Source organism: Paenarthrobacter sp. NPDC090522 (assembly GCF_044769225.1).
Lineage (GTDB): Bacteria > Actinomycetota > Actinomycetes > Actinomycetales > Micrococcaceae > Arthrobacter.
The window spans coordinates 93,710-111,425 of record NZ_JBIVXL010000011.1 but is presented as its reverse complement, the minus strand read 5'-3'; the positions used below and the strand labels follow the sequence as shown (position 1 = coordinate 111,425).

The 17,716-nt window shown below is 64.2% G+C and carries 21 protein-coding genes; 13 read left to right on the top strand and 8 right to left on the bottom strand.

Annotated elements, in window-relative coordinates; all coding sequences use genetic code 11:
- Positions 1 to 113: 113 nt before the first annotated feature.
- The 3 genes from ACIQT2_RS15595 to ACIQT2_RS15585 form a co-directional block, all read right to left on the bottom strand.
- Positions 114 to 371 carry a hypothetical protein gene (locus ACIQT2_RS15595; RefSeq protein WP_402948106.1) on the bottom strand — a complete coding sequence of 86 codons (258 nt, stop codon included), beginning with the start codon at positions 369 to 371 and terminating at the stop codon, positions 114 to 116.
- Positions 364 to 633, bottom strand: a complete 270-nt coding sequence (locus tag ACIQT2_RS15590) for a GlsB/YeaQ/YmgE family stress response membrane protein (protein ID WP_397324495.1) — start codon at positions 631 to 633, stop codon at positions 364 to 366. Before ACIQT2_RS15590 ends, ACIQT2_RS15595 begins: the two co-directional genes overlap by 8 nt.
- A 317-nt stretch (positions 634 to 950) precedes the next feature.
- Positions 951 to 1,139 carry a CsbD family protein gene (locus tag ACIQT2_RS15585; protein WP_397324497.1) on the bottom strand — a complete coding sequence of 63 codons (189 nt, stop codon included), beginning with the start codon at positions 1,137 to 1,139 and terminating at the stop codon, positions 951 to 953.
- A gap of 184 nt (positions 1,140 to 1,323) precedes the next feature.
- Between ACIQT2_RS15585 and ACIQT2_RS15580 the strand changes: the two genes are divergently transcribed.
- Positions 1,324 to 1,740 (top strand): hypothetical protein, encoded by a 417-nt coding sequence (locus ACIQT2_RS15580; protein WP_402948103.1) that lies wholly within the window; start codon positions 1,324 to 1,326, stop codon positions 1,738 to 1,740.
- Positions 1,741 to 1,975: 235 nt separating this feature from the next.
- Here ACIQT2_RS15580 and ACIQT2_RS15575 read toward each other — a convergent pair whose 3' ends face one another.
- On the bottom strand, positions 1,976 to 2,680 hold the full coding sequence (locus ACIQT2_RS15575; RefSeq protein WP_402948100.1) for an alpha/beta fold hydrolase: 705 nt from the start codon (positions 2,678 to 2,680) through the stop codon (positions 1,976 to 1,978).
- A gap of 238 nt (positions 2,681 to 2,918) precedes the next feature.
- Here ACIQT2_RS15575 and ACIQT2_RS15570 point away from each other — a divergent pair, with 238 nt between their 5' ends.
- The 7 genes from ACIQT2_RS15570 (at position 2,919) to ACIQT2_RS15540 (ending at position 9,879) form a co-directional block, all read left to right on the top strand.
- On the top strand, positions 2,919 to 4,442 hold the full coding sequence (locus tag ACIQT2_RS15570; protein ID WP_402948098.1) for a fumarylacetoacetate hydrolase family protein: 1,524 nt from the start codon (positions 2,919 to 2,921) through the stop codon (positions 4,440 to 4,442).
- The gene (locus ACIQT2_RS15565; RefSeq protein WP_402948095.1) at positions 4,435 to 5,088 is read left to right on the top strand and encodes a GntR family transcriptional regulator; all 654 of its coding nucleotides are present in this window, start codon (positions 4,435 to 4,437) and stop codon (positions 5,086 to 5,088) included. Before ACIQT2_RS15570 ends, ACIQT2_RS15565 begins: the two co-directional genes overlap by 8 nt.
- A gap of 12 nt (positions 5,089 to 5,100) precedes the next feature.
- The gene (gene hpaE / locus ACIQT2_RS15560) at positions 5,101 to 6,612 is read left to right on the top strand and encodes a 5-carboxymethyl-2-hydroxymuconate semialdehyde dehydrogenase (RefSeq protein ID WP_402948092.1); all 1,512 of its coding nucleotides are present in this window, start codon (positions 5,101 to 5,103) and stop codon (positions 6,610 to 6,612) included.
- Between the two features lie 117 nt (positions 6,613 to 6,729).
- Entirely contained in the window at positions 6,730 to 7,821 is a 1,092-nt protein-coding gene (hpaD, locus tag ACIQT2_RS15555; RefSeq protein ID WP_400333208.1) for a 3,4-dihydroxyphenylacetate 2,3-dioxygenase, read from the top strand.
- A gap of 4 nt (positions 7,822 to 7,825) precedes the next feature.
- The gene (gene hpaH, locus ACIQT2_RS15550) at positions 7,826 to 8,611 is read left to right on the top strand and encodes a 2-oxo-hept-4-ene-1,7-dioate hydratase (RefSeq protein ID WP_400333211.1); all 786 of its coding nucleotides are present in this window, start codon (positions 7,826 to 7,828) and stop codon (positions 8,609 to 8,611) included.
- Complete coding sequence (locus tag ACIQT2_RS15545) at positions 8,596 to 9,399, top strand: HpcH/HpaI aldolase/citrate lyase family protein (RefSeq protein ID WP_402948088.1); 804 nt, start codon at positions 8,596 to 8,598, stop codon at positions 9,397 to 9,399. Before hpaH ends, ACIQT2_RS15545 begins: the two co-directional genes overlap by 16 nt.
- A gap of 45 nt (positions 9,400 to 9,444) precedes the next feature.
- Positions 9,445 to 9,879, top strand: coding sequence for a hypothetical protein (locus ACIQT2_RS15540; RefSeq protein WP_402948086.1), 435 nt, complete (start codon positions 9,445 to 9,447; stop codon positions 9,877 to 9,879).
- Here ACIQT2_RS15540 and ACIQT2_RS15535 read toward each other — a convergent pair whose 3' ends face one another.
- Positions 9,880 to 10,236 (bottom strand): nuclear transport factor 2 family protein, encoded by a 357-nt coding sequence (locus ACIQT2_RS15535; RefSeq protein ID WP_402948083.1) that lies wholly within the window; start codon positions 10,234 to 10,236, stop codon positions 9,880 to 9,882.
- Positions 10,237 to 10,381: 145 nt separating this feature from the next.
- The gene (locus ACIQT2_RS15530) at positions 10,382 to 10,981 is read right to left on the bottom strand and encodes a hypothetical protein (RefSeq protein WP_402948080.1); all 600 of its coding nucleotides are present in this window, start codon (positions 10,979 to 10,981) and stop codon (positions 10,382 to 10,384) included.
- Between the two features lie 298 nt (positions 10,982 to 11,279).
- On the opposite strand from ACIQT2_RS15530, the gene ACIQT2_RS15525 reads away from it, so the two are divergent.
- Both ACIQT2_RS15525 and ACIQT2_RS15520 read left to right on the top strand, forming a co-directional pair.
- Entirely contained in the window at positions 11,280 to 12,488 is a 1,209-nt protein-coding gene (locus tag ACIQT2_RS15525; RefSeq protein ID WP_402948077.1) for an aspartate transaminase, read from the top strand.
- Between the two features lie 13 nt (positions 12,489 to 12,501).
- Positions 12,502 to 13,176 (top strand): 4-carboxy-4-hydroxy-2-oxoadipate aldolase/oxaloacetate decarboxylase, encoded by a 675-nt coding sequence (locus ACIQT2_RS15520; RefSeq protein ID WP_397324513.1) that lies wholly within the window; start codon positions 12,502 to 12,504, stop codon positions 13,174 to 13,176.
- Between the two features lie 371 nt (positions 13,177 to 13,547).
- Here ACIQT2_RS15520 and ACIQT2_RS15515 read toward each other — a convergent pair whose 3' ends face one another.
- Complete coding sequence (locus ACIQT2_RS15515; protein WP_397324515.1) at positions 13,548 to 13,769, bottom strand: hypothetical protein; 222 nt, start codon at positions 13,767 to 13,769, stop codon at positions 13,548 to 13,550.
- A gap of 124 nt (positions 13,770 to 13,893) precedes the next feature.
- Complete coding sequence (locus ACIQT2_RS15510) at positions 13,894 to 14,838, bottom strand: LysR substrate-binding domain-containing protein (protein ID WP_397324516.1); 945 nt, start codon at positions 14,836 to 14,838, stop codon at positions 13,894 to 13,896.
- Between the two features lie 330 nt (positions 14,839 to 15,168).
- Between ACIQT2_RS15510 and ACIQT2_RS15505 the strand changes: the two genes are divergently transcribed.
- Genes ACIQT2_RS15505 through ACIQT2_RS15495 form a run of 3 tightly spaced genes read left to right on the top strand, consistent with a single transcriptional unit; the run spans position 15,169 to position 17,706 of the window.
- Entirely contained in the window at positions 15,169 to 15,957 is a 789-nt protein-coding gene (locus ACIQT2_RS15505; RefSeq protein WP_402948072.1) for a LamB/YcsF family protein, read from the top strand.
- 1 nt (position 15,958) lies between these two features.
- Positions 15,959 to 16,696: an allophanate hydrolase subunit 1 gene (locus ACIQT2_RS15500; protein ID WP_402948070.1), complete on the top strand. Its 738-nt coding sequence runs from the start codon at positions 15,959 to 15,961 to the stop codon at positions 16,694 to 16,696.
- Positions 16,693 to 17,706, top strand: coding sequence for a biotin-dependent carboxyltransferase family protein (locus ACIQT2_RS15495; RefSeq protein ID WP_400333244.1), 1,014 nt, complete (start codon positions 16,693 to 16,695; stop codon positions 17,704 to 17,706). The genes ACIQT2_RS15500 and ACIQT2_RS15495 overlap by 4 nt, the downstream gene beginning before the upstream one ends.
- Positions 17,707 to 17,716 lie beyond the last annotated feature (10 nt).

Sequence of the window (17,716 nt, the reverse complement as noted above, 5' to 3'; positions counted from 1 at the left end):
AGGACACCTTGGACCACCGTACGGGCGTGGTGCGTAGAAGATGCTGGCAAGCAAGAACCCGGAGACAGGAACGGCTGCCTCCGGGTTCTCTTTGCGTGGTTTGGTTCCGCGGCCTACGGGTGTCCCGTGCCTGCGGCCTCATCATCCGGCTCGGACGAGAAAGGCCGATCCGCGGGGACGTCTTCGGTGTTCTTCTCGTCCAGCTCCGCATCGGCGGAAGGGACAGTCTTCTCGGCGTAGTCTCCTGCGGTGTAGTCGCCGCCGGCATCGTCCTTCAATGCCTCAGGAGAAGCACCTCCGGTTCCGTAATCGCCCTCGGGGTACTGGCCTTCCAGGACTTCGTTGGTGCCGCCCGTGTTTTCGTCAGCCATGGTGTGCCCTTCGGTTGGTGACCATGCCCCAGATCAGCAGCACGATGATGGAACCGCCGATGGCCAGGAGCCAGGTCCGGATGGCGAAGAATTGCGTGAGTCCCTCGCCGAAGATGAGGCCTCCGATCCAGCCACCCAGCAGGGCGCCCACGACGCCGAGCAGGAGGGTTACCAGCCAGCCGCCGCCTTGGCGTCCCGGCAGGATCAGTTTGGCGATGGCGCCTGCCAGGAGGCCGAGCAAAAGAAATCCAAAGAAACCCATTTTTGCTCCTACTTTCTTTATGGTGAAAATTTCAGGAACCCGATGAAAAGGTGTTGATCACCGGGTTTTTTATATGGGTTCCCGGGCGCTGTGATTTTGACTTCGTCGCGACCCGGTAAATAGGGGGATGAAGTGGTGTCTGCAATGTGCGATTCATTTGTTAAATGCAGCCAAGAGCACTCCTGTCGATCTGTTTCGACGTCGGCACTACACCAGTAACGCTAGCCGCTCGCAGGGGTAACAGCAAGTAACCTGATTATTTCGTGGTCCGCGTTGCCGGAGGCTCCTGGCGTTGCTGCATCTGCCCAGTTGGACCCCTATTTCTTGTCGAACAGGTCCTTCGCTGCGTCCTTGACCTTCTCTCCGGCCTGCTTCAGGTTTGCGGAGGCCTGGTCTCCTTGGCCCTCTGCCTGCAGTTCCGGATCGCCAGTGGCCTCGCCGGTTTTCTCCTTGGCTTTTCCGCCCAGTTCTTCGGCGGCATTCTTGATCTTGTCACCCAGTCCCATGGTTTTCACTCCTCGGGTTGCGATGTCCTTGCCGGCGGTTTTCCGCTGGTTGGCATAAAAGTTTAGCCGCTGCGGGCAATTCGGCAAATGCACCATCATTTGGCCCCCGAAACGTGCGTGACAGTGTGTCTTGGTGGGTACTAGGGTCAATAAGGGAAATGGCACCTCGAAAGGAGTGATTCCTGTGAAAGGGAAGATTTTGTTCGCGGCGGGTGTGGCTGTGGGCTACGTGTGGGGGTCCAAGTCCTGGCCGGAGGTGTACCGGCGGATCCGGGGAGGCTCGGAGAAGGTGTGGAAGAACCCGGACGTGCAGGAAAACGTCCACCACGCGGCCGAAACCGTCCAGGAATCAGTTCCGGACATCCTCGACAACCTTTACGCGGCCGGCAAGAAACTTATGGAGAAGGCCGAAACCATGTTCCCGGGGATTCTGGACTCCAAGAACGGCCAGCACTCCACAGACGAGCCCGCCACGGTTCCTACGGTCAAGGGTGATGTGGTCTCCGATCCCGCGCTCGACGACACCACGGGCAGCGACTGGACGGGCGAGGGCGGGGCAGCTCCCGAAGGTCCGGCCACCAACACGCCGCCCAAGGCCTAGCCGGGGCAAGCCAGCCTGGCCGGGCCGCCTGTCAGTCCAGTCGGGCAGCGCTTCGGCCTGGCCGGGCCGCCTGTCAGTCCAGTCGGGCAGCGGCTCAGTCCAGCCAAGCGGCCCGTCGGCGAAGCCGGGCGGCTTGCAGCCTGGCAGCGCCTCAGCCCAGCCGGGCCGGGCCGTTGGCGGCGCACCCAAGGCGATGGCCGGCGTCGGGCATTAACGCCCGACGCCGGCTCCTGCGTTAAGCGCTCCGCTCAACTGCCCTGAGAATCGCCTCGCCCAGTTCAGTGGGCTTGGTGAACTGCGGCCAGTGTCCCGTGGGCAGATCGACGAGTTCGACGTCGCGGATGCGGGCCAGTTCCTCGGTGAACGGATGCCCGGCGTCCATCATTTCGGTGAGCATGGCGGACGGGAATTCGCACGCGATGATCGTGGCCGGAACCTCGTAGCGGCGAATGTCGTGGAGACGCTGCTGGTCGTAGGCCACTCCCTTGGGCTGCGGAATCGCCCGTGCGCGGAACGCGTCGCGGAGTTCGTCCGTCAGGTCCACCAGGTCTGCGTCCTCGAAACCTTCCCATGGAGGCAGCGGAATGTCATCGCCATCGTTGGGCAGTTCGTCGTTGATGACGGCACCCTCCCCGAGTGGTCCGCTGTCTACATAGATGGCGCGGGCAACCCGGTCCGGGCGGGCATCCGCGACGCCATGGATGATGGCGCCGCCGCCCGAGTGCCCCACCAGAATCACGTCACCGTCCAGCGAATCGACCTTTTCGATCACCGCATCGATGTGCGTCCGCAGGCCGATCCCGGACCGTGAAGCATCAACGGACTCCAAGCCCGGCAAAGTCAAGGGATGAATTGTGTGGCCCGCATCCACGAGGGCGGGTGTTACCTCCTGCCATGACGAAGCGTCCAACCAGAAACCAGGTATCAGGATGATGTCCATGCCCCCGACCCTACGGGAGGCCACTGACAGAATGAACCCACTTTTTGCTGGATCGTTGCCTTGGCTACGGAAGGCAAGCCCCGTCTTCGCGCGAACTTGCCGGCGTCCAGGCGAACGATCCAGCAAAACCGACGCCGATAAACAGGGGGTTGACGCCATCAGCAAACCGCGCCATAGTTTTCGTATACGATTTCGTACCTGATGGCGAAGGCAATCAGATATTTGGAGGGAGCGGTTCGTGACAGTGGAGTTCCGGACGCAGGAGCTGGGCCAGGATGTGCTGGACCGGACGCGCAAGGTGATCGCGGTCCATATCAATTACCCGACCCGTGCTGCCCAGCGCGGGCGGACCCCTGCGCAGCCGTCGTACTTCCTGAAGCCGCCGTCGTCGTTGGCGTTGGGTTCGGCGGATGCTCCGGGCACGGTGGAGCGTCCGGCCGGTTGTGAGCTGCTGGGTTACGAGGGTGAGATCGCGCTGGTGATCGGCAAGGCTGCCCGCCGCGTTGGTTTGGAAGACGCGTGGAGCCACGTCGAGTGGGTCACGGCTTCCAACGATCTCGGTGTGTACGACCTCCGTTACGCGGACAAGGGCTCGAACGTCCGATCCAAGGGTGGCGACGGGTTCACTCCGGTGGGCCCGGCTCTGATCCCGGCCGACGCTGTGGACCCCGCACAGTTGCGGATCCGGACTTGGCACAACGGTGAACTCGTCCAGGACGACACCACCGAGGATCTCCTCTTCCCCTTCGCCCAGCTCGTCGCGGACCTCTCCCAGCTGCTCACCCTCGAAGAGGGCGACATCATCCTCACGGGCACCCCGGCCGGAGCGTCGGTTGCTGCGCCGGGAGACGTCGTCGAAATTGAGGTCACCGGAGGCGATTTCAGCACCGGACGCCTGACCACCAAGGTGACGGAAGGTACGACGCCGTTCGCGGACTTTGGTGCCCGCCCCAAGACCGATGACACCCAGAGGGAAGAGGCCTACGGCTCCCGCGAAGCCGCTGGGCTGGCACCGGCCGCGTCCGATGCTTCCACCGCGAGTGTGTTGACTCCGGAGTTGAAGGCCAAGCTGGAGTCCGTTGCCACGGCCACGTTGTCTTCGCAGTTGCGTAAGCGCGGCCTGAACAACGTGAGCATCGACGGGCTGCAGGCCACCCGCCCGGACCGCAAGGTGGTGGGCCTGGCCCGCACGCTGCGTTATGTTCCGAACCGCGAGGACTTGTTCAAGACCCACGGCGGCGGGTTCAACGCCCAGAAACGCGCGATTGATTCGGTGAACGAGGGCGAGATCCTGGTCATGGAAGCCCGCGGCGAAAAGGGCACCGGCACGGTGGGGGACATCCTGGCCCTCCGCGCCCAGGTCCGTGGTGCCGCGGCGATCATTACCGACGGCGGTGTCCGGGACTATTCGGCCGTGGCGGACTTGGACATGCCCACCTACTTCGCGAACCCGCACCCGGCTGTGCTGGGACGCCGGCACATCCCGTGGGACACGGACATCACCATCGCCTGCGGCGGCGCGACCGTGCAGCCCGGGGACATCATCGTGGCCGACTCCGACGGCATCCTGGTCATCCCGCCGGCCATCGCCGAAGAACTCGTGGATGACTGCATCGCCCAGGAGAAGGAAGAAGTCTTTATCTTCCAGATGGTCCAGGAAGGCAACAGCGTGGATGGCCTTTACCCGATGAATAAGGACTGGCAGGCCCGGTACGCCGAATGGCTGGCCAAACAAGGCCCGGAAGGAGCCCAAGGTGACTGAAACCGCCGTCGGGAGCAAATCCCAGCAGGCGTATGAGGCCGTGAAGGCCCGGATCGTGGAGGGCACCTACACGCCGGGGTACCGGCTGGTGCTCGCGAAGATCGCCGAGGACCTGGGCTTCAGCGTGGTCCCGGTCCGCGAAGCGATCCGCCGCCTCGAAGCCGAAGGGCTCGTGAAGTTCGAACGGAACGTCGGCGCGACGGTCTCGGGGATCGACCCCACCGAGTACCTGTACACGATGCAGACCCTGAGCATCGTGGAGGGGGCGGCCACGGCGCTCTCTGCTCCGTTGATCGATCCGGCCACGATCGCCCGGGCACGTGCCGTGAACCAGGAGATGCGCGATTGCCTGGAACACTTCGATCCCGTCAGGTTCACCACCCTGAACCAGGACTTCCACAGCGTCCTCTTTGAACACTGCCCCAACCCGCACATCCTTGACCTGGTCCACCGCGGCTGGAACCGGCTGGCGTCCCTGCGCTCGTCCACGTTCCGGTTCGTGCCCGGCCGTGCCCAGGAATCCGTGCGCGAACACGAGGCCCTGCTCCAGCTCATCGAGTCCGGAGCGGACGCCGACACCATCGAAAAAGCAGCCCGCCAACACCGTGCCGCCACCCTCGACGCCTATCTGGCAACCACCAACTAAAGGACCTCAACGATGACGACCTCTGTAGAAACCACCAAGCATTACGTTCCCGAGGATCTGCCCACGCACATCCAGCACTTCATCAACGGCGAGTTCGTTGATTCGGTCTCCGGCAAGACTTTCGATGTCCTGGACCCGGTGTCCAACCAGAACTACGCCACCGCCGCAGCAGGGCAGAAGGAAGACATCGACCTCGCTGTCGCCGCCGCCCGCGAAGCGTTCGTCAACGGCCCGTGGCCGAAGATGAAGCCACGCGAACGCGCCCGCGTGCTGAACAAGATCGCCGACGCCGTCGAGGCCCAGGAAGCCCGCCTCGCCGAGCTGGAGACGTTCGATACCGGCCTGCCGATCACCCAGGCCAAGGGCCAGGCACTGCGTGCTGCGGAGAACTTCCGGTTCTTCGCAGACCTGATCGTGGCGCAGTTCGACGATGCCATGAAGGTCCCGGGGTCGCAGATCAACTACGTCAACCGCAAGCCGATCGGCGTCGCCGGCCTGATCACGCCGTGGAACACCCCGTTCATGCTCGAGTCCTGGAAGCTCGCCCCGGCCTTGGCCACAGGTAACACCGTGGTCCTGAAGCCGGCCGAGTTCACCCCGCTGTCTGCATCGCTCTGGGCCACGATCTTCAAGGACGCCGGCCTGCCCGATGGCGTGTTCAACCTGGTCAACGGCCTGGGCGAGGAAGCCGGCGATGCGCTGGTGAAGCACCCCGAGGTCCCGCTGATCTCCTTCACCGGCGAGACCACCACCGGCCAGACGATCTTCCGCAACGCTGCCGCCAACCTCAAGGGCCTGTCCATGGAGCTCGGCGGCAAGTCCCCGTGCGTGGTCTTCGCCGACGCTGACCTGGACGCCGCGATCGACTCGGCCCTGTTCGGGGTGTTCTCGCTCAACGGGGAACGCTGCACGGCCGGTTCCCGCATCCTGGTGGAGCGGGCTGTCTACGAGGAGTTCTGCGAAAAGTACGCCGCCCGGGCCAAGAACATCGTGGTCGGTGACCCGCACGATCCCAAGACCCAGGTGGGTGCACTGGTCCACCCCGAGCACTACGCCAAGGTGGCATCCTACGTGGAGATCGGCAAGTCCGAAGGCCGCCTCCTCGCCGGCGGCGGCCGACCTGAGCACCTGCCCGAAGGCAACTACATCGCACCCACGGTGTTTGCCGACGTCGCACCTGACGCGCGGATCTTCCAGGAGGAAATCTTCGGTCCCGTCGTCGCCATCACCCCGTTCGAGAACGACGACGAGGCCCTCGCCTTGGCGAACAACACCAAGTACGGCCTGGCGGCCTACATCTGGACCCAGAACCTGACCCGGGCCCACAACTTCTCCCAGAACGTCGAGGCCGGCATGGTGTGGCTCAACAGCCACAACGTCCGCGACCTGCGCACCCCGTTCGGCGGCGTGAAAGCCTCCGGCCTGGGCCACGAAGGCGGCTACCGCTCCATCGACTTCTACACCGACCAGCAGGCCGTGCACATCACCCTCGGCTCTGTGCACACCCCCAAGTTCGGCGCCTAACACGCAACCCTCACCCAACTGAGTCGCAATAGTGCGCGTTTTGAGCCGTCATAACGCGCACAACTGCGACCCAGTTGGGTAACCACAAACAAACGCTTTCAACGAAGAGAGACCATCATGAGCAACCCTTTCACCGGCCCCATCCCGACCCCGACCGTCCCGGCCCCGGATATTGTCCGTTGCGCCTACATGGACATCGTGGTCACTGACCTGGCCAAGTCCCGCGAGTTCTACGTCGATGTCCTCGGACTGCACGTGACCGAGGAAGACGAGAACGCGATCTACCTGCGCTCCCTGGAAGAGTTCATCCACCACAACCTGGTCCTGCGCAAGGGCCCGGTGGCCGCGGTCGCCGCGTTCGCGTACCGGGTGAAGTCCCCGGCTGAGGTGGACGCCGCCGAAGCTTACTATCGCGAACTCGGGTGCCGGGTGGAGCGCCGCAAGGAAGGCTTCACCAAGGGCGTGGGCGACTCCGTCCGCGTCGAGGACCCGCTGGGTTTCCCGTACGAGTTCTTCTACGACGTGGAACATGTCGAGCGCCTCACCCAGCGCTACGACCTGTACTCCGCCGGTGAACTGGTCCGCCTGGACCACTTCAACCAGGTCACCCCGGACGTCCCGCGTGGCCGCAAGTACCTCGAAGACCTCGGCTTCCGCGTCTCCGAAGACATCAAGGACGCCGACGGCGTCACCTACGCCGCGTGGATGCACCGCAAGCAGACCGTTCATGACACGGCCTTGACCGGCGGCAACGGACCCCGCATGCACCACGTCGCGTTCGCCACGCACGAGAAGCACAACATCATCCAGATCTGCGACAAGATGGGCGCCCTGCGCATCAGCGACCGCATCGAGCGCGGTCCCGGACGCCACGGTGTCTCCAACGCGTTCTACCTCTACATCCTGGACCCGGACGGCCACCGCATCGAGATCTACACCCAGGACTACTACACCGGCGACCCGGACAACCCCACCATCACCTGGGACGTGCACGACAACCAGCGCCGCGACTGGTGGGGCAACCCCGTCGTCCCGTCCTGGTACACCGAGGCCTCCCTCGTCCTGGACCTCGACGGCAACCCCCAACCGGTGATCGAACGCGAAGAGAAGTCCGAAATGGCCGTGACCGTGGGCGCCGACGGCTTCTCCTACACCCGACCCACCGAGGGCAACTCCGCCGAAGGATTCAAACTGGGAGCGCAGGTCTAAAACCATGCTGGACGCGAAGACGATCGAAGCCATTGCCGATGAACTGGTGGAAGCGGGCCGGAACCGCAAACCGGTGCCGCGGCTGACCGCCCGCTACCCGGAGATGACGGTGGAGGACTCCTACGCCGTGCAGCAGCTCTGGCGGCAGCGGAACGAGGAAGCCGGCCGCACGTTGGTGGGGCGGAAGATCGGACTCACGTCCAAGGCCATGCAGGCAGCCACGGGCATCACCGAGCCGGATTACGGTGCGATCTTCGATGACATGGTCTTCGAAACCGGCTGCTCCGTGGACTGGGACCAGTACACCCACCCGCGGGTCGAGGTGGAGTTGGCGTTCGTCCTCAAGGACTCACTCAAGGGTCCCGGTTGCACCATTTTCGATGTCCTGAACGCCACCGATTACGTGGTTCCGGCCCTCGAGATCCTGGATTCCAGGATCGAAATGGAGGGCCGGACCATCGTGGACACCATCTCGGACAACGCCGCCATGGGGGCCATGGTGATCGGCGGACGCCCGGTCAAGCCCGATGCCGTGGACCTGCGCTGGGTCTCGGCGATCCTGTACAAAAACCAGACCGTCGAGGAAACCGGAGTCGCGGCCGGCGTGCTGGATCACCCGGCCAACGGAGTCCACTGGCTGGCCAACAAAATCGCCGCGCACGGGGACTCGATGAAGGCCGGAGATATCATCCTGGCGGGCTCGTTCACCCGGCCCCTCTGGGTGTACAAAGGTGATACCGTCCACGCTGATTACGGACCGTTGGGAGTTGTCACATGCCACTTCAACTGACCCCAACCTTCTACAGCCCACTTGCGGAGGCAGACCGTCCGCTCGCGGGGATGTGGGTGTGCTCCGGGAGCCCGCTCGTGGCTGAAATCTGTGCTGGTTCTGGCCTGGATTGGCTCCTGATCGACGCCGAGCACAGCCCCAACGGCCTCGAATCGATCCTGTCCCAGCTCCATGCAGTGAGCGGATACCCGCTGCAGGTCATGGTCCGGCCCCCGGTCAACGACACCGTGGTGATCAAGCAGTACCTGGACCTCGGGGTGCAGAACCTGCTGATCCCGATGGTGAACAGCGCTGAAGAGGCCGCTGCCGCCGTCGCCGCTGTCCGTTACCCGCCCCACGGGGTTCGCGGGGTCGGCTCCGCGCTGGCCCGGGCCTCCCGCTGGAACAGGGTTCCGGACTACCTTGCCACGGCATCGGAAACCATCAGCCTCACCGTCCAGATCGAATCCGAGGCCGCCGCGTCCGCCGTGGAAGAGATCCTCGCTGTCGACGGCGTGGACGGCATCTTCCTCGGCCCCTCGGACCTCGCAGCGTCCATGGGCCTGCTGGGACAGCAGGAAAACCCGTTGGTGAGGGCCGTCGTCGAGCATTGCCTGGAAGCCGCGAAAGCGGCAGGCAAGCCCGCCGGCGTCAATGCCTTCAACCCGGACACCGCCCGCGCGTATCTCGACGCCGGAGCCTCCTTCGTTTTGGTTGGTGCGGATGTCGCCGTGCTCGCCCGCGCGTCGGAGGGTTTCGCGAAGACGTTCATCCCGGCGTCGGAGAAGGCCGAACGCGACAGCTACTGACCCTCGGGTAGGCTCGAAGGATCTACAGCCTGAGGGGGCAGAGCTATGAAGAGCCGTGTGTTGTTGGTGTTTGCGATGATGGCCGCACTTGTCGCGTGCTCGCCGCAGCCGGCCGGATTGAAGGTGCTGAACCAGGAGGCCACGGCGGAGGACACGTTGCCGGATTCCGTGGGTCTTTCCGGTGTGGATTTCGAGGTGGAGCCCGGGTCGACTCGGCTGCTCGCTACCTACCACGATGTGAAGTACTACGCCGGCAGGAGCAAAACCGCAGGCGTCGTGTGTTTGACAGTGGTCCCGGCGGGACTTCCCGAACGGTGGGTGACCGGTTGCGCGGCGGCCGGGGTCGCCCAGCGGATTGTCACTGTCACCAGCGTCGACGGTTCAGAGTCCACCTTGGTCAACGACGGCGTGGACACTTCCCGCCCTGAGTTCCAGGGACTCACCAAGATCCACGACAACGTCCTGGTCAGCCCCCGGTAGCTATTTCCGGGCCATGTACCACTCCGTGAACTCGCGTGCCCGCCCGTCCTCGGCGAACCGGATGACCCACAGGTTGTCGTAGGCGGGTTGGCCGTTGAGATAGGTGGTCAGGCCCTGGACGAACGCAGTGTCGCCGTCCTGGCCCAGGAGGGTCCACTCGAAGGTCCAGTCCTCGGGTTTATCGGAGGAATCGCCCGTCCACTCGTTCACGATTGCCTCGTGCCCGCGCCAGGCCTCCTTGTCATGGGGCCGGGTGTTGTAGACGGCATCCTCGGTAAACAAAGCCTTGATGTCTTCCGGCTCGTTCGAGGTCCACGCGCGTTGGTACAGGTCCATCCACGAATTCACGTCACTCATCACTCTGTTCTACCGGCGCGACCGCCGGGAGACAACGGTCCGTCCTACTGGCCGCGCGGACGTACGACGGCGGTCCGCCGGCTTCCGCTGCCTTCCCGCCTTGTGCGGTGCCTGCAGTGTGTGGGGGGAGTGCGCAGCACGCCTTTTAACTAGGGCGGGCGATGCCACGGGTGGAGCGGCGGATGTGGTCCGGCGTCAGGCCGGTCAGTGAAGCGAGTTCAAGGTCGTCGCACACCTGGTTGCGCAAAGCCAGGACGATCAGGGCTTCCCGGCGCTCGGTGATCTGCCCCCGATGGTGTTCGGCCGCCTGCAACTCCTGGCTCTTGGCCTTGAGCGCATCCAGTTGGGCCTGGCGGGGGAGGCCGCTCACGTGCAGATCGTCATAAGCCAAAGCGATGGTTCGGACGGTGCGGAGGTTCTCCCCGGTGACTGCTGCGACGGTGGCCAGCGACAGTCCGTCCTCCACAGCCTGCGCGATCAGGTCGTTCCTCGCCGCAGTCAGCGTCCTGATGGAACTGGCAGCGTGGGAGAGGAGCTGCCGATGGACGCCCAGCGCGTGCGTGAGTTTGGCGTGCTCGGCGTCGGGCGCTGATGCGGGCCTCGCCTGGGAGTTGGCGCGGTAGGTGTAACGCCCCGCGGCCGAACGCCCCTGGACCTGGTGCGGTTCACCGGACCGTGCCGAACCCATCTGGATCGTGGTTGATGCCGCAGCCGGGTGCTGGGATGGCCGGGTTCGCGCTGGCATGGGCTCCCTTTCACAGAGGATTCGGACACTGCTGACCCCTCGAATCTAGGCACCGTTCACCCGCCCGTGGAAATACCAATACCGCGTGAACCCATAAGCAAAGTGCATGGATGAGGGCCCGTATGCGCCTCATCATGCGCTTTCAGGCTCGAGTAACCCATAAAGAGACCCACGTCATAAGGCCCCCTTATGAATCCACGCACATTAGGTCTTATCCACAGCACCCCGGACGTACTTAGTCTCGAACAAAGGGATCCGCGAATCCGCGCGTCCCGAGTTCCACATTCCTGGAGGAGACATGTCCGAGTTCCTGCCGGCGTCGAGGGTCACCCGCATCAAGGCCTCAGCCAGCGTCGCCGCGGCCGCCCGCGTCCGTGAATTGAAAGCTGAAGGCATCCCGATCATCGACCTGACTGTCGGCGAGCCGGACTTCGACACCCCGGACCACATCAAGGCCGCCGCGATCGAGGCAATCAACGCAGGCGAGACCAAGTACACCTCGGTCACCGGTACCCCTGCGTTGCAGTCCGCCATCCTGAACAAGATCCAGCGGGACACCGGTCATAGCTACGAAGGCAACCAGCTGACCATCGGCGGCGGCGCCAAGCAGGTCCTTTACGTGGCGCTGATGGCGTCCCTCAACGAAGGCGACGAAGTCATTGTCCCCGCCCCGTTCTGGGTGTCCTACCCGGACATGGTCCTGGCCAACGACGGCACTCCCGTGATCGTTCCGTGCGGTGAGGAAACCGGCTTCAAGCTCACCCCGGCCGCACTCAAGGAAGCCATCACCCCCAAGACCAAGTGGCTCATCCTCAACGCACCATCCAACCCCACCGGTGCCGTCTACTCGCGTGAGGAACTCCAGGCCCTCGGCGCCGTCCTCGAAGCAAACCCGCACGTCTTCGTCCTCACCGACGAGATCTACGACGAGGTGTACTTCGGCGAAGGCCGCGTCACCAGCCTGGTCACGGCAGCCCCGGCGCTGAAGGACCGCATCCTGCTGGTCAACGGCGTGTCCAAGGCGTATGCCATGACGGGCTGGCGCCTGGGCTACGGCGTGGGGCCGGCTCCGCTGATCGCAGCGATGAACAAGCTGCAGTCGCAAACGTCTTCTTGCCCGTCGTCGATCAGCCAGGCGGCAGCGGCCGCCGCACTGAATGGCGACCAGTCCTTCGTCCGCGACAGCGTGGAGGTTTACCGCAAGCGCCGCGATGCCGCCGTCGAGGGTTTGAACGCCATCAACGGCTTGTCCGTTGCGCCGGCGGAAGGCGCGTTCTACGCCTACGTGAACTGCTCCGGCGTGATCGGCAAGACCGCGCCCGACGGCCGTGTCATCGACAACGACCAGGACTTCACGCTCTACCTGTTGGACGCCGCTCGCGTGGCCGTCATCCAAGGCTCGGCCTACGGCCTGGGCCCGTACTTCCGGATCTCCTTCGCAACCTCGCTGGAGACCATCAACGCCGGCGTGGACTCCATCCGCGACGCCGTCAACGCCCTCAACTAGAAAGATTCAGGAAATGATCCACGTCAAGACCAAGTTCGAGCGCCCCGACGCCGATGTCGTCGCCCGCCTCGCCAAGTTCTCCTCCGCAACCATCCATGAAGCCCAGGGCCGCCGCGGCGCGCTGAGCTCCCGGATCAAGCCGATCGACCGCTCCATGTCCTTCTGTGGCCCGGCCGTCACCGTCGCCTGCGCTCCGCAGGACAACCTCATGCTCCAGGTGGCCATCCACTACGCCCAGGCCGGCGACGTCGTCTTGGTCGGCGCGCAGGAAATGGCCGAAGCCGGCACGTTCGGCGACGTCCTGGGCAACGCCATGAAGGCCAAGGGTATCGCCGCGATGGTTACGGATTCCGGCGTCCGCGACACCCAGGACCTGATCGAACTGGGCCTGCCCGTGTTCTCCGGCAGCGTGTCCATCAAGGGCACCGTCAAGGAAACCCTCGGCCCGATCAATCACCCGATCGTCTTCGGCGACGAAATCATCTACCCGGGTGACATCCTCCGCGGCGACGCCGACGGCGTGGTGGTTGTCCGTCGCGAGGAAGCCGAGGAAGTCATCGCGCTGTCCCAGGCACGCGACGACCACGAGCGTGAACTCATCAAGCTCTACCACGACGGCGGCAACACCATCGAGCTCTGCGGCCTGACCGAGAAGCTCAAGCAGAAGGGCCTGCTGGTCGAGGACTAGATCCCACGCCACAGGGCCGGTCACCACGGTGACCGGCCCTTTTGGCGTTGGCTTGTGCTGGCTGCTGGCTGCTGGCTGCGCGGCCGCCGCGGTTTGTCGGCGGCGTGGCGGGGCGGCGTGGCGGGCGGCGTGGCCGGGCGCAATCCGGTGCCTGGCGCCGGGCACAAGTAGGTGCCGCACAAGAAAGGCGCCTTGCCTGGACTGTGGGTCCGGCAGGGCGCCTTGGGTGCGGTGCGGCGGTGATTGGATTGCCGTACGACGGCGGCTGGCCGGGTTTGGCGGTGCCGTACGACGGCGGCTGGCCAGGTTTGGCGGTGCCGTACGACGGCGGCTGGCCGGGTTTGGCAGGCCGCCCGCCGGGGGCGTGGGGTCTAGTCGAGGCCCGCGTGTCCGGGGCGGGTGTCCACGAGGTGCCATTCGATGCTGTTTCCGGCGTGTGCCGGCATCAGGCTGCCTTCGAAGACGAACAAGGGTTCGCCGACTCCGCCGATGGGACGCCAGAAACCATTCCGAGGGCAGTGAAATCCGGTACGTGCGCTGATCGTTCCGCGGGTTGGATTGGAAACCCATCCGGTCGAGTTGATCTTTTTCACCGTTCTATCCTTTGAGCAGGCCCGCGATTCCGTGAGCTGTATTTCGAATTTCTTGTTAATTCGATATTAGGTAACTCACACGGTTTTGAATAAGACCAAAGCTGTCTGTCCGGATAAGACTTTGTTATGGATGCGCGGGCAGCTGCACGGGGTCCGTTCCGTACTTCGAGATCAGCTGTTGGTGCAGCATCTCCTTGACCACCAGGAGCACGGCCGAGGCAGCCTCGGAGAGCGGCTCATGGTCCGGGGTGCAGAGGGCAATCTTGCTTTGCAGCCCGGGTTCGACGATCCGCAGCACCTTGAAGTCCTGGTCCGGGAACAGGGCATCGGCCGCCGATTTGGGGACCACGGTTCCACCCAGGTTTGCCCTGATGAGGCGCGTGAGCGAGGGGACGGACTCCACTTCGCCCACCAGCCGGAGCTCGAGGTCCTGGTCTGCCATGCCCTTCTCGATGATCTGGCGCAAGGTGTGGTTCTTTTCCGGCAGGAAGAGCCCCACCGAGCTGGCTTCCTTGAGGGTGATGGTGCTCTTGCCGTGGGTCAGGTCCACGTCAGGGTGGACCACCAGGTGGAGGTCCTCCACGATCATGGTGGTGAACTGCACGCCCCGGATCTTCCCGGGCTCGTAGATGAGTGCCATGTCCAGGCGGCCATTCTTGATGGCCTCGCTGAGGACGCCACCGAAGATCTCGGTCAGGTGGACCACGATGTCCGGGTAGCGCCGCCCCACTTCGCTGATGATCTGGGGCGTCAGGCTGGAAGCCATGCTGTACGGGGCGATCGCGATGGAGACGCGCCCGGACGGTGCCGCGCCCGATGTTGCAACGTCCTGCCTGGCCTGCTCAACCAGGCGAAGGATGGACTGGGCGTGGCGGTACAGCGTGTGGCCCGCGGCCGTGGGTTCCACCCCTTGCTTGCTGCGGATCAGCAGGCGTTGCTTGAGGTCCGTTTCCAGCGCGGAGACCTGTTGGCTCAGCGCCGGCTGCGCCACGTGCAGGGCCGCAGCGGCCTTGGTGATGCTCCCTGAATCGACGATTTGGACGAAGTATGAGAGCTTCCGCGTGTCCATGGATCTACCTTCCTTGGGAGTCACGAGTGCCGGGTGGGGGAGTCCCAGGGTGGCAAGTCCCGATGATCAAATATAGCGGCACTGCCAGCGCGTGGTTGGTGGGACCGCGGACACAGCCCACGGTGGTGCACGTCATAACGGAGAGCTATCACGGGATAGCTATTAGGTCTTTGTGCAACGTGGTTGACCAGTGCGAGACTTTTGGAAAGAACTTGCGGCGACGTTTGGGAATTCCAGCAGCGATTGCCATTCTCCGGAAATTATCCTTTGCCTTTCTGAAGGCTGTTTATTGTCCGGGCCATATTTGCAGAACCACGGAAAGAGAACCACGTGAACCGGATGATTGATCTTGTTGCGGATCTCGGAGAAGGATTCGGCGCCTACACCATTGGCGACGACTCGGAACTCCTGGAGATCGTCTCAAGCGCCAATATCGCATGCGGGTTTCACGCCGGCGATCCGGACATCATGGCAGCAACTGTGGCCGAGTGCGTCCGGCGCGGAGTTGGCATCGGAGCACACCCGAGCTTTCCCGACCTCCGCGGCTTCGGTCGCAGGGACATGGGCCTTTCCGCGGGCGAAGTCCAGAACGATGTCTTGTACCAAATGGGCGCCCTGAACGGTTTCGCGGCCTTCCACGGCACCAAGGTGACCCACCTTGCGCCCCACGGACGCTTGGGCAACCTGGTTGCCGTCCGCGCCGACTACGCCAAGGCCGTCGCTGAGGCAGCTGCCCGCGTGGACAACGAACTCATCGTCGTGGCGCAGGAAGGTGAACTCGCCAATGCCTCCCGTGAAGCAGGGCTGGATGTCGGGATCGTCGGCATTGTGGACCGCGCCTACCAGGAAGACGGCACGCTGGTTCCCCGCAGCCAGCCCGGCGCCGTCCTTCACGACCCCGCAGAAATTGTGGAGCGGACCCTCCGCATGGTGGTCGAAGGGAAGCTCCGCTGCGCCAATGGCGTAGACATGGACATCGACGTGGACACGGTCCTCCTGCACGGCGACAACCCCGGCGCCGTGGACCTCGCCCGCTTGATCCGCTCCGAGCTGATCGCAGCCGGCGTGCGCATTGCTCCGCTGGCTGAGGTCATGGATGCCAAGAGGAAGGCGGCCTGACATGTCCGTCCTGACAGTGGCTCCCACCGAGATCTACGAATCGGGTGATTCCGCGCTTCGGGTGGTAGCGATCTCGGCAGCCAGCGAAGACAACTGGCTGACGGTCCACCGCTTGGCTGACTGGCTGGAGGACTGCGGTGCCGAGGGCCTTCATGCTGCGGTTCCCACCTACGACTCCGTGCTGGTTGAGTTCGATCCCGTGATGGTGTCCGCCGGCCAGATGCGCGCCTTCGTCAAGCTTGGACTGGGCGAACTCGGCCGATCCGCAGGTTCTGCGGCGTCTCCCCGTGAGTTCGACGTTCCCGTGGTCTACGGCGGCGAATTTGGCCCGGACCTGGAGAAGGTTGCCGACTACCAAGGCATCTCCACCGAGGACGTCATCCGCCTCCACACCGAAAAGACGTACACCATCCGTTGCCTGGGAGCACCCGCCGGTTCCCCCATGATGGACGGGCCGGCATTCCCCAAGCCCGTGCCCCGCCTGAAGGATCCGCGCCTCAGCGTTCCAGCCGGCGCCGTCTCGGTTGCCGGCCGCCAAGCCGTCATTGCCCCGGCAGTGGCACCAGGTGGCTGGTGCGTCATCGGCCAGACTCCCTTGACCGTGCTCAACATCCGCCGCGAGCCCCTGGTCCCCTACAAGCCGGGCGATATCCTCCGGTTCCGCCAGATCGAGGTAGGAGACTTCCACGCATTGGCCGGCAATGAACTTGCACCCCGGGAAGCGGAGGCACGGCCATGATCGGCGAAATCCGCATCCAGCAGCCCGGCAATTCAGTAGTTACAGACCTGGGCCGCTTCCGGGGACCACGGTTCGGGCTGCCCGTGAACGGTGCACTTGATCAATACTCCGCTCGTGCGGCCAACATCCTTGCCGGCAACCTGGACAACGAACCCCTCGTGGAGATCACTGCCCTCGATTTCCGGATGACCACCACCGTAGACATCCTGATCGCGGTTACCGGTGCACCCTTGACGCTCACTGTCGGTGGGCGCCCGTGCAGCCAGTGGGAGCCGGTTTCGGTCCGTGCCGGTGAGTCGGTTTCCATCCGTGGCATTCACAGCGGCCTCCGCGCCTACCTGGCAATTCACGGTTCGGTGGAAGCGGAGACACTGCTGGACAGCGTCGCTCCGGACACCGTGGTGGGCTTCGGCCTGCAGCTCAAAGAAGGAACCACCCTTGCCACCAGGCGCACGGTCGGTCCGGTGCGGCAACCGTACTTCGACCTCCCGCTCTTCCGGTTGAATCTTGAGCGGCCCAGCATGGGACCGAACCTGTTCGTCGACGTAACCGACGGGCCGGACGTGACCGAATTCGGTGAGTCCGGTGAGTTGCTCTTCACCTCCGAGTACACCGTCAGCGGCCGCAGCAACCACATCGGCCTGCGTCTTGGCGGCGAACTGCCGGAAAGAACCTCAAGCGGCGAGGTGCTTTCCCGCGGTGTGCCAGTGGGCGCCGTCGAGGTTCCCTCGAGGGAAGAATTGCTGGTCCTGCACCGTGGACGCGGCGTCACCGCCGGGTATCCCGTCCTTGCAGTGGTCACCAGCAACGGACTGGATGTCCTGGCCCAGGCGCGGCCGGGGGACAAGGTCCGGTTCCGCAAGACTTCGGTGGCAGAAGCAACTGCCGCCCATCGACGCTCGCGTTCCCAACTTGAAATCCTCCGCGAATCCGTCACCACCGTTTTTGGACTCCTCGGCATTGGATGCCGGCCCCAATGGCAGGACTTGCCGGTTGCGGCATGCAGCTGAAGAACCTGTC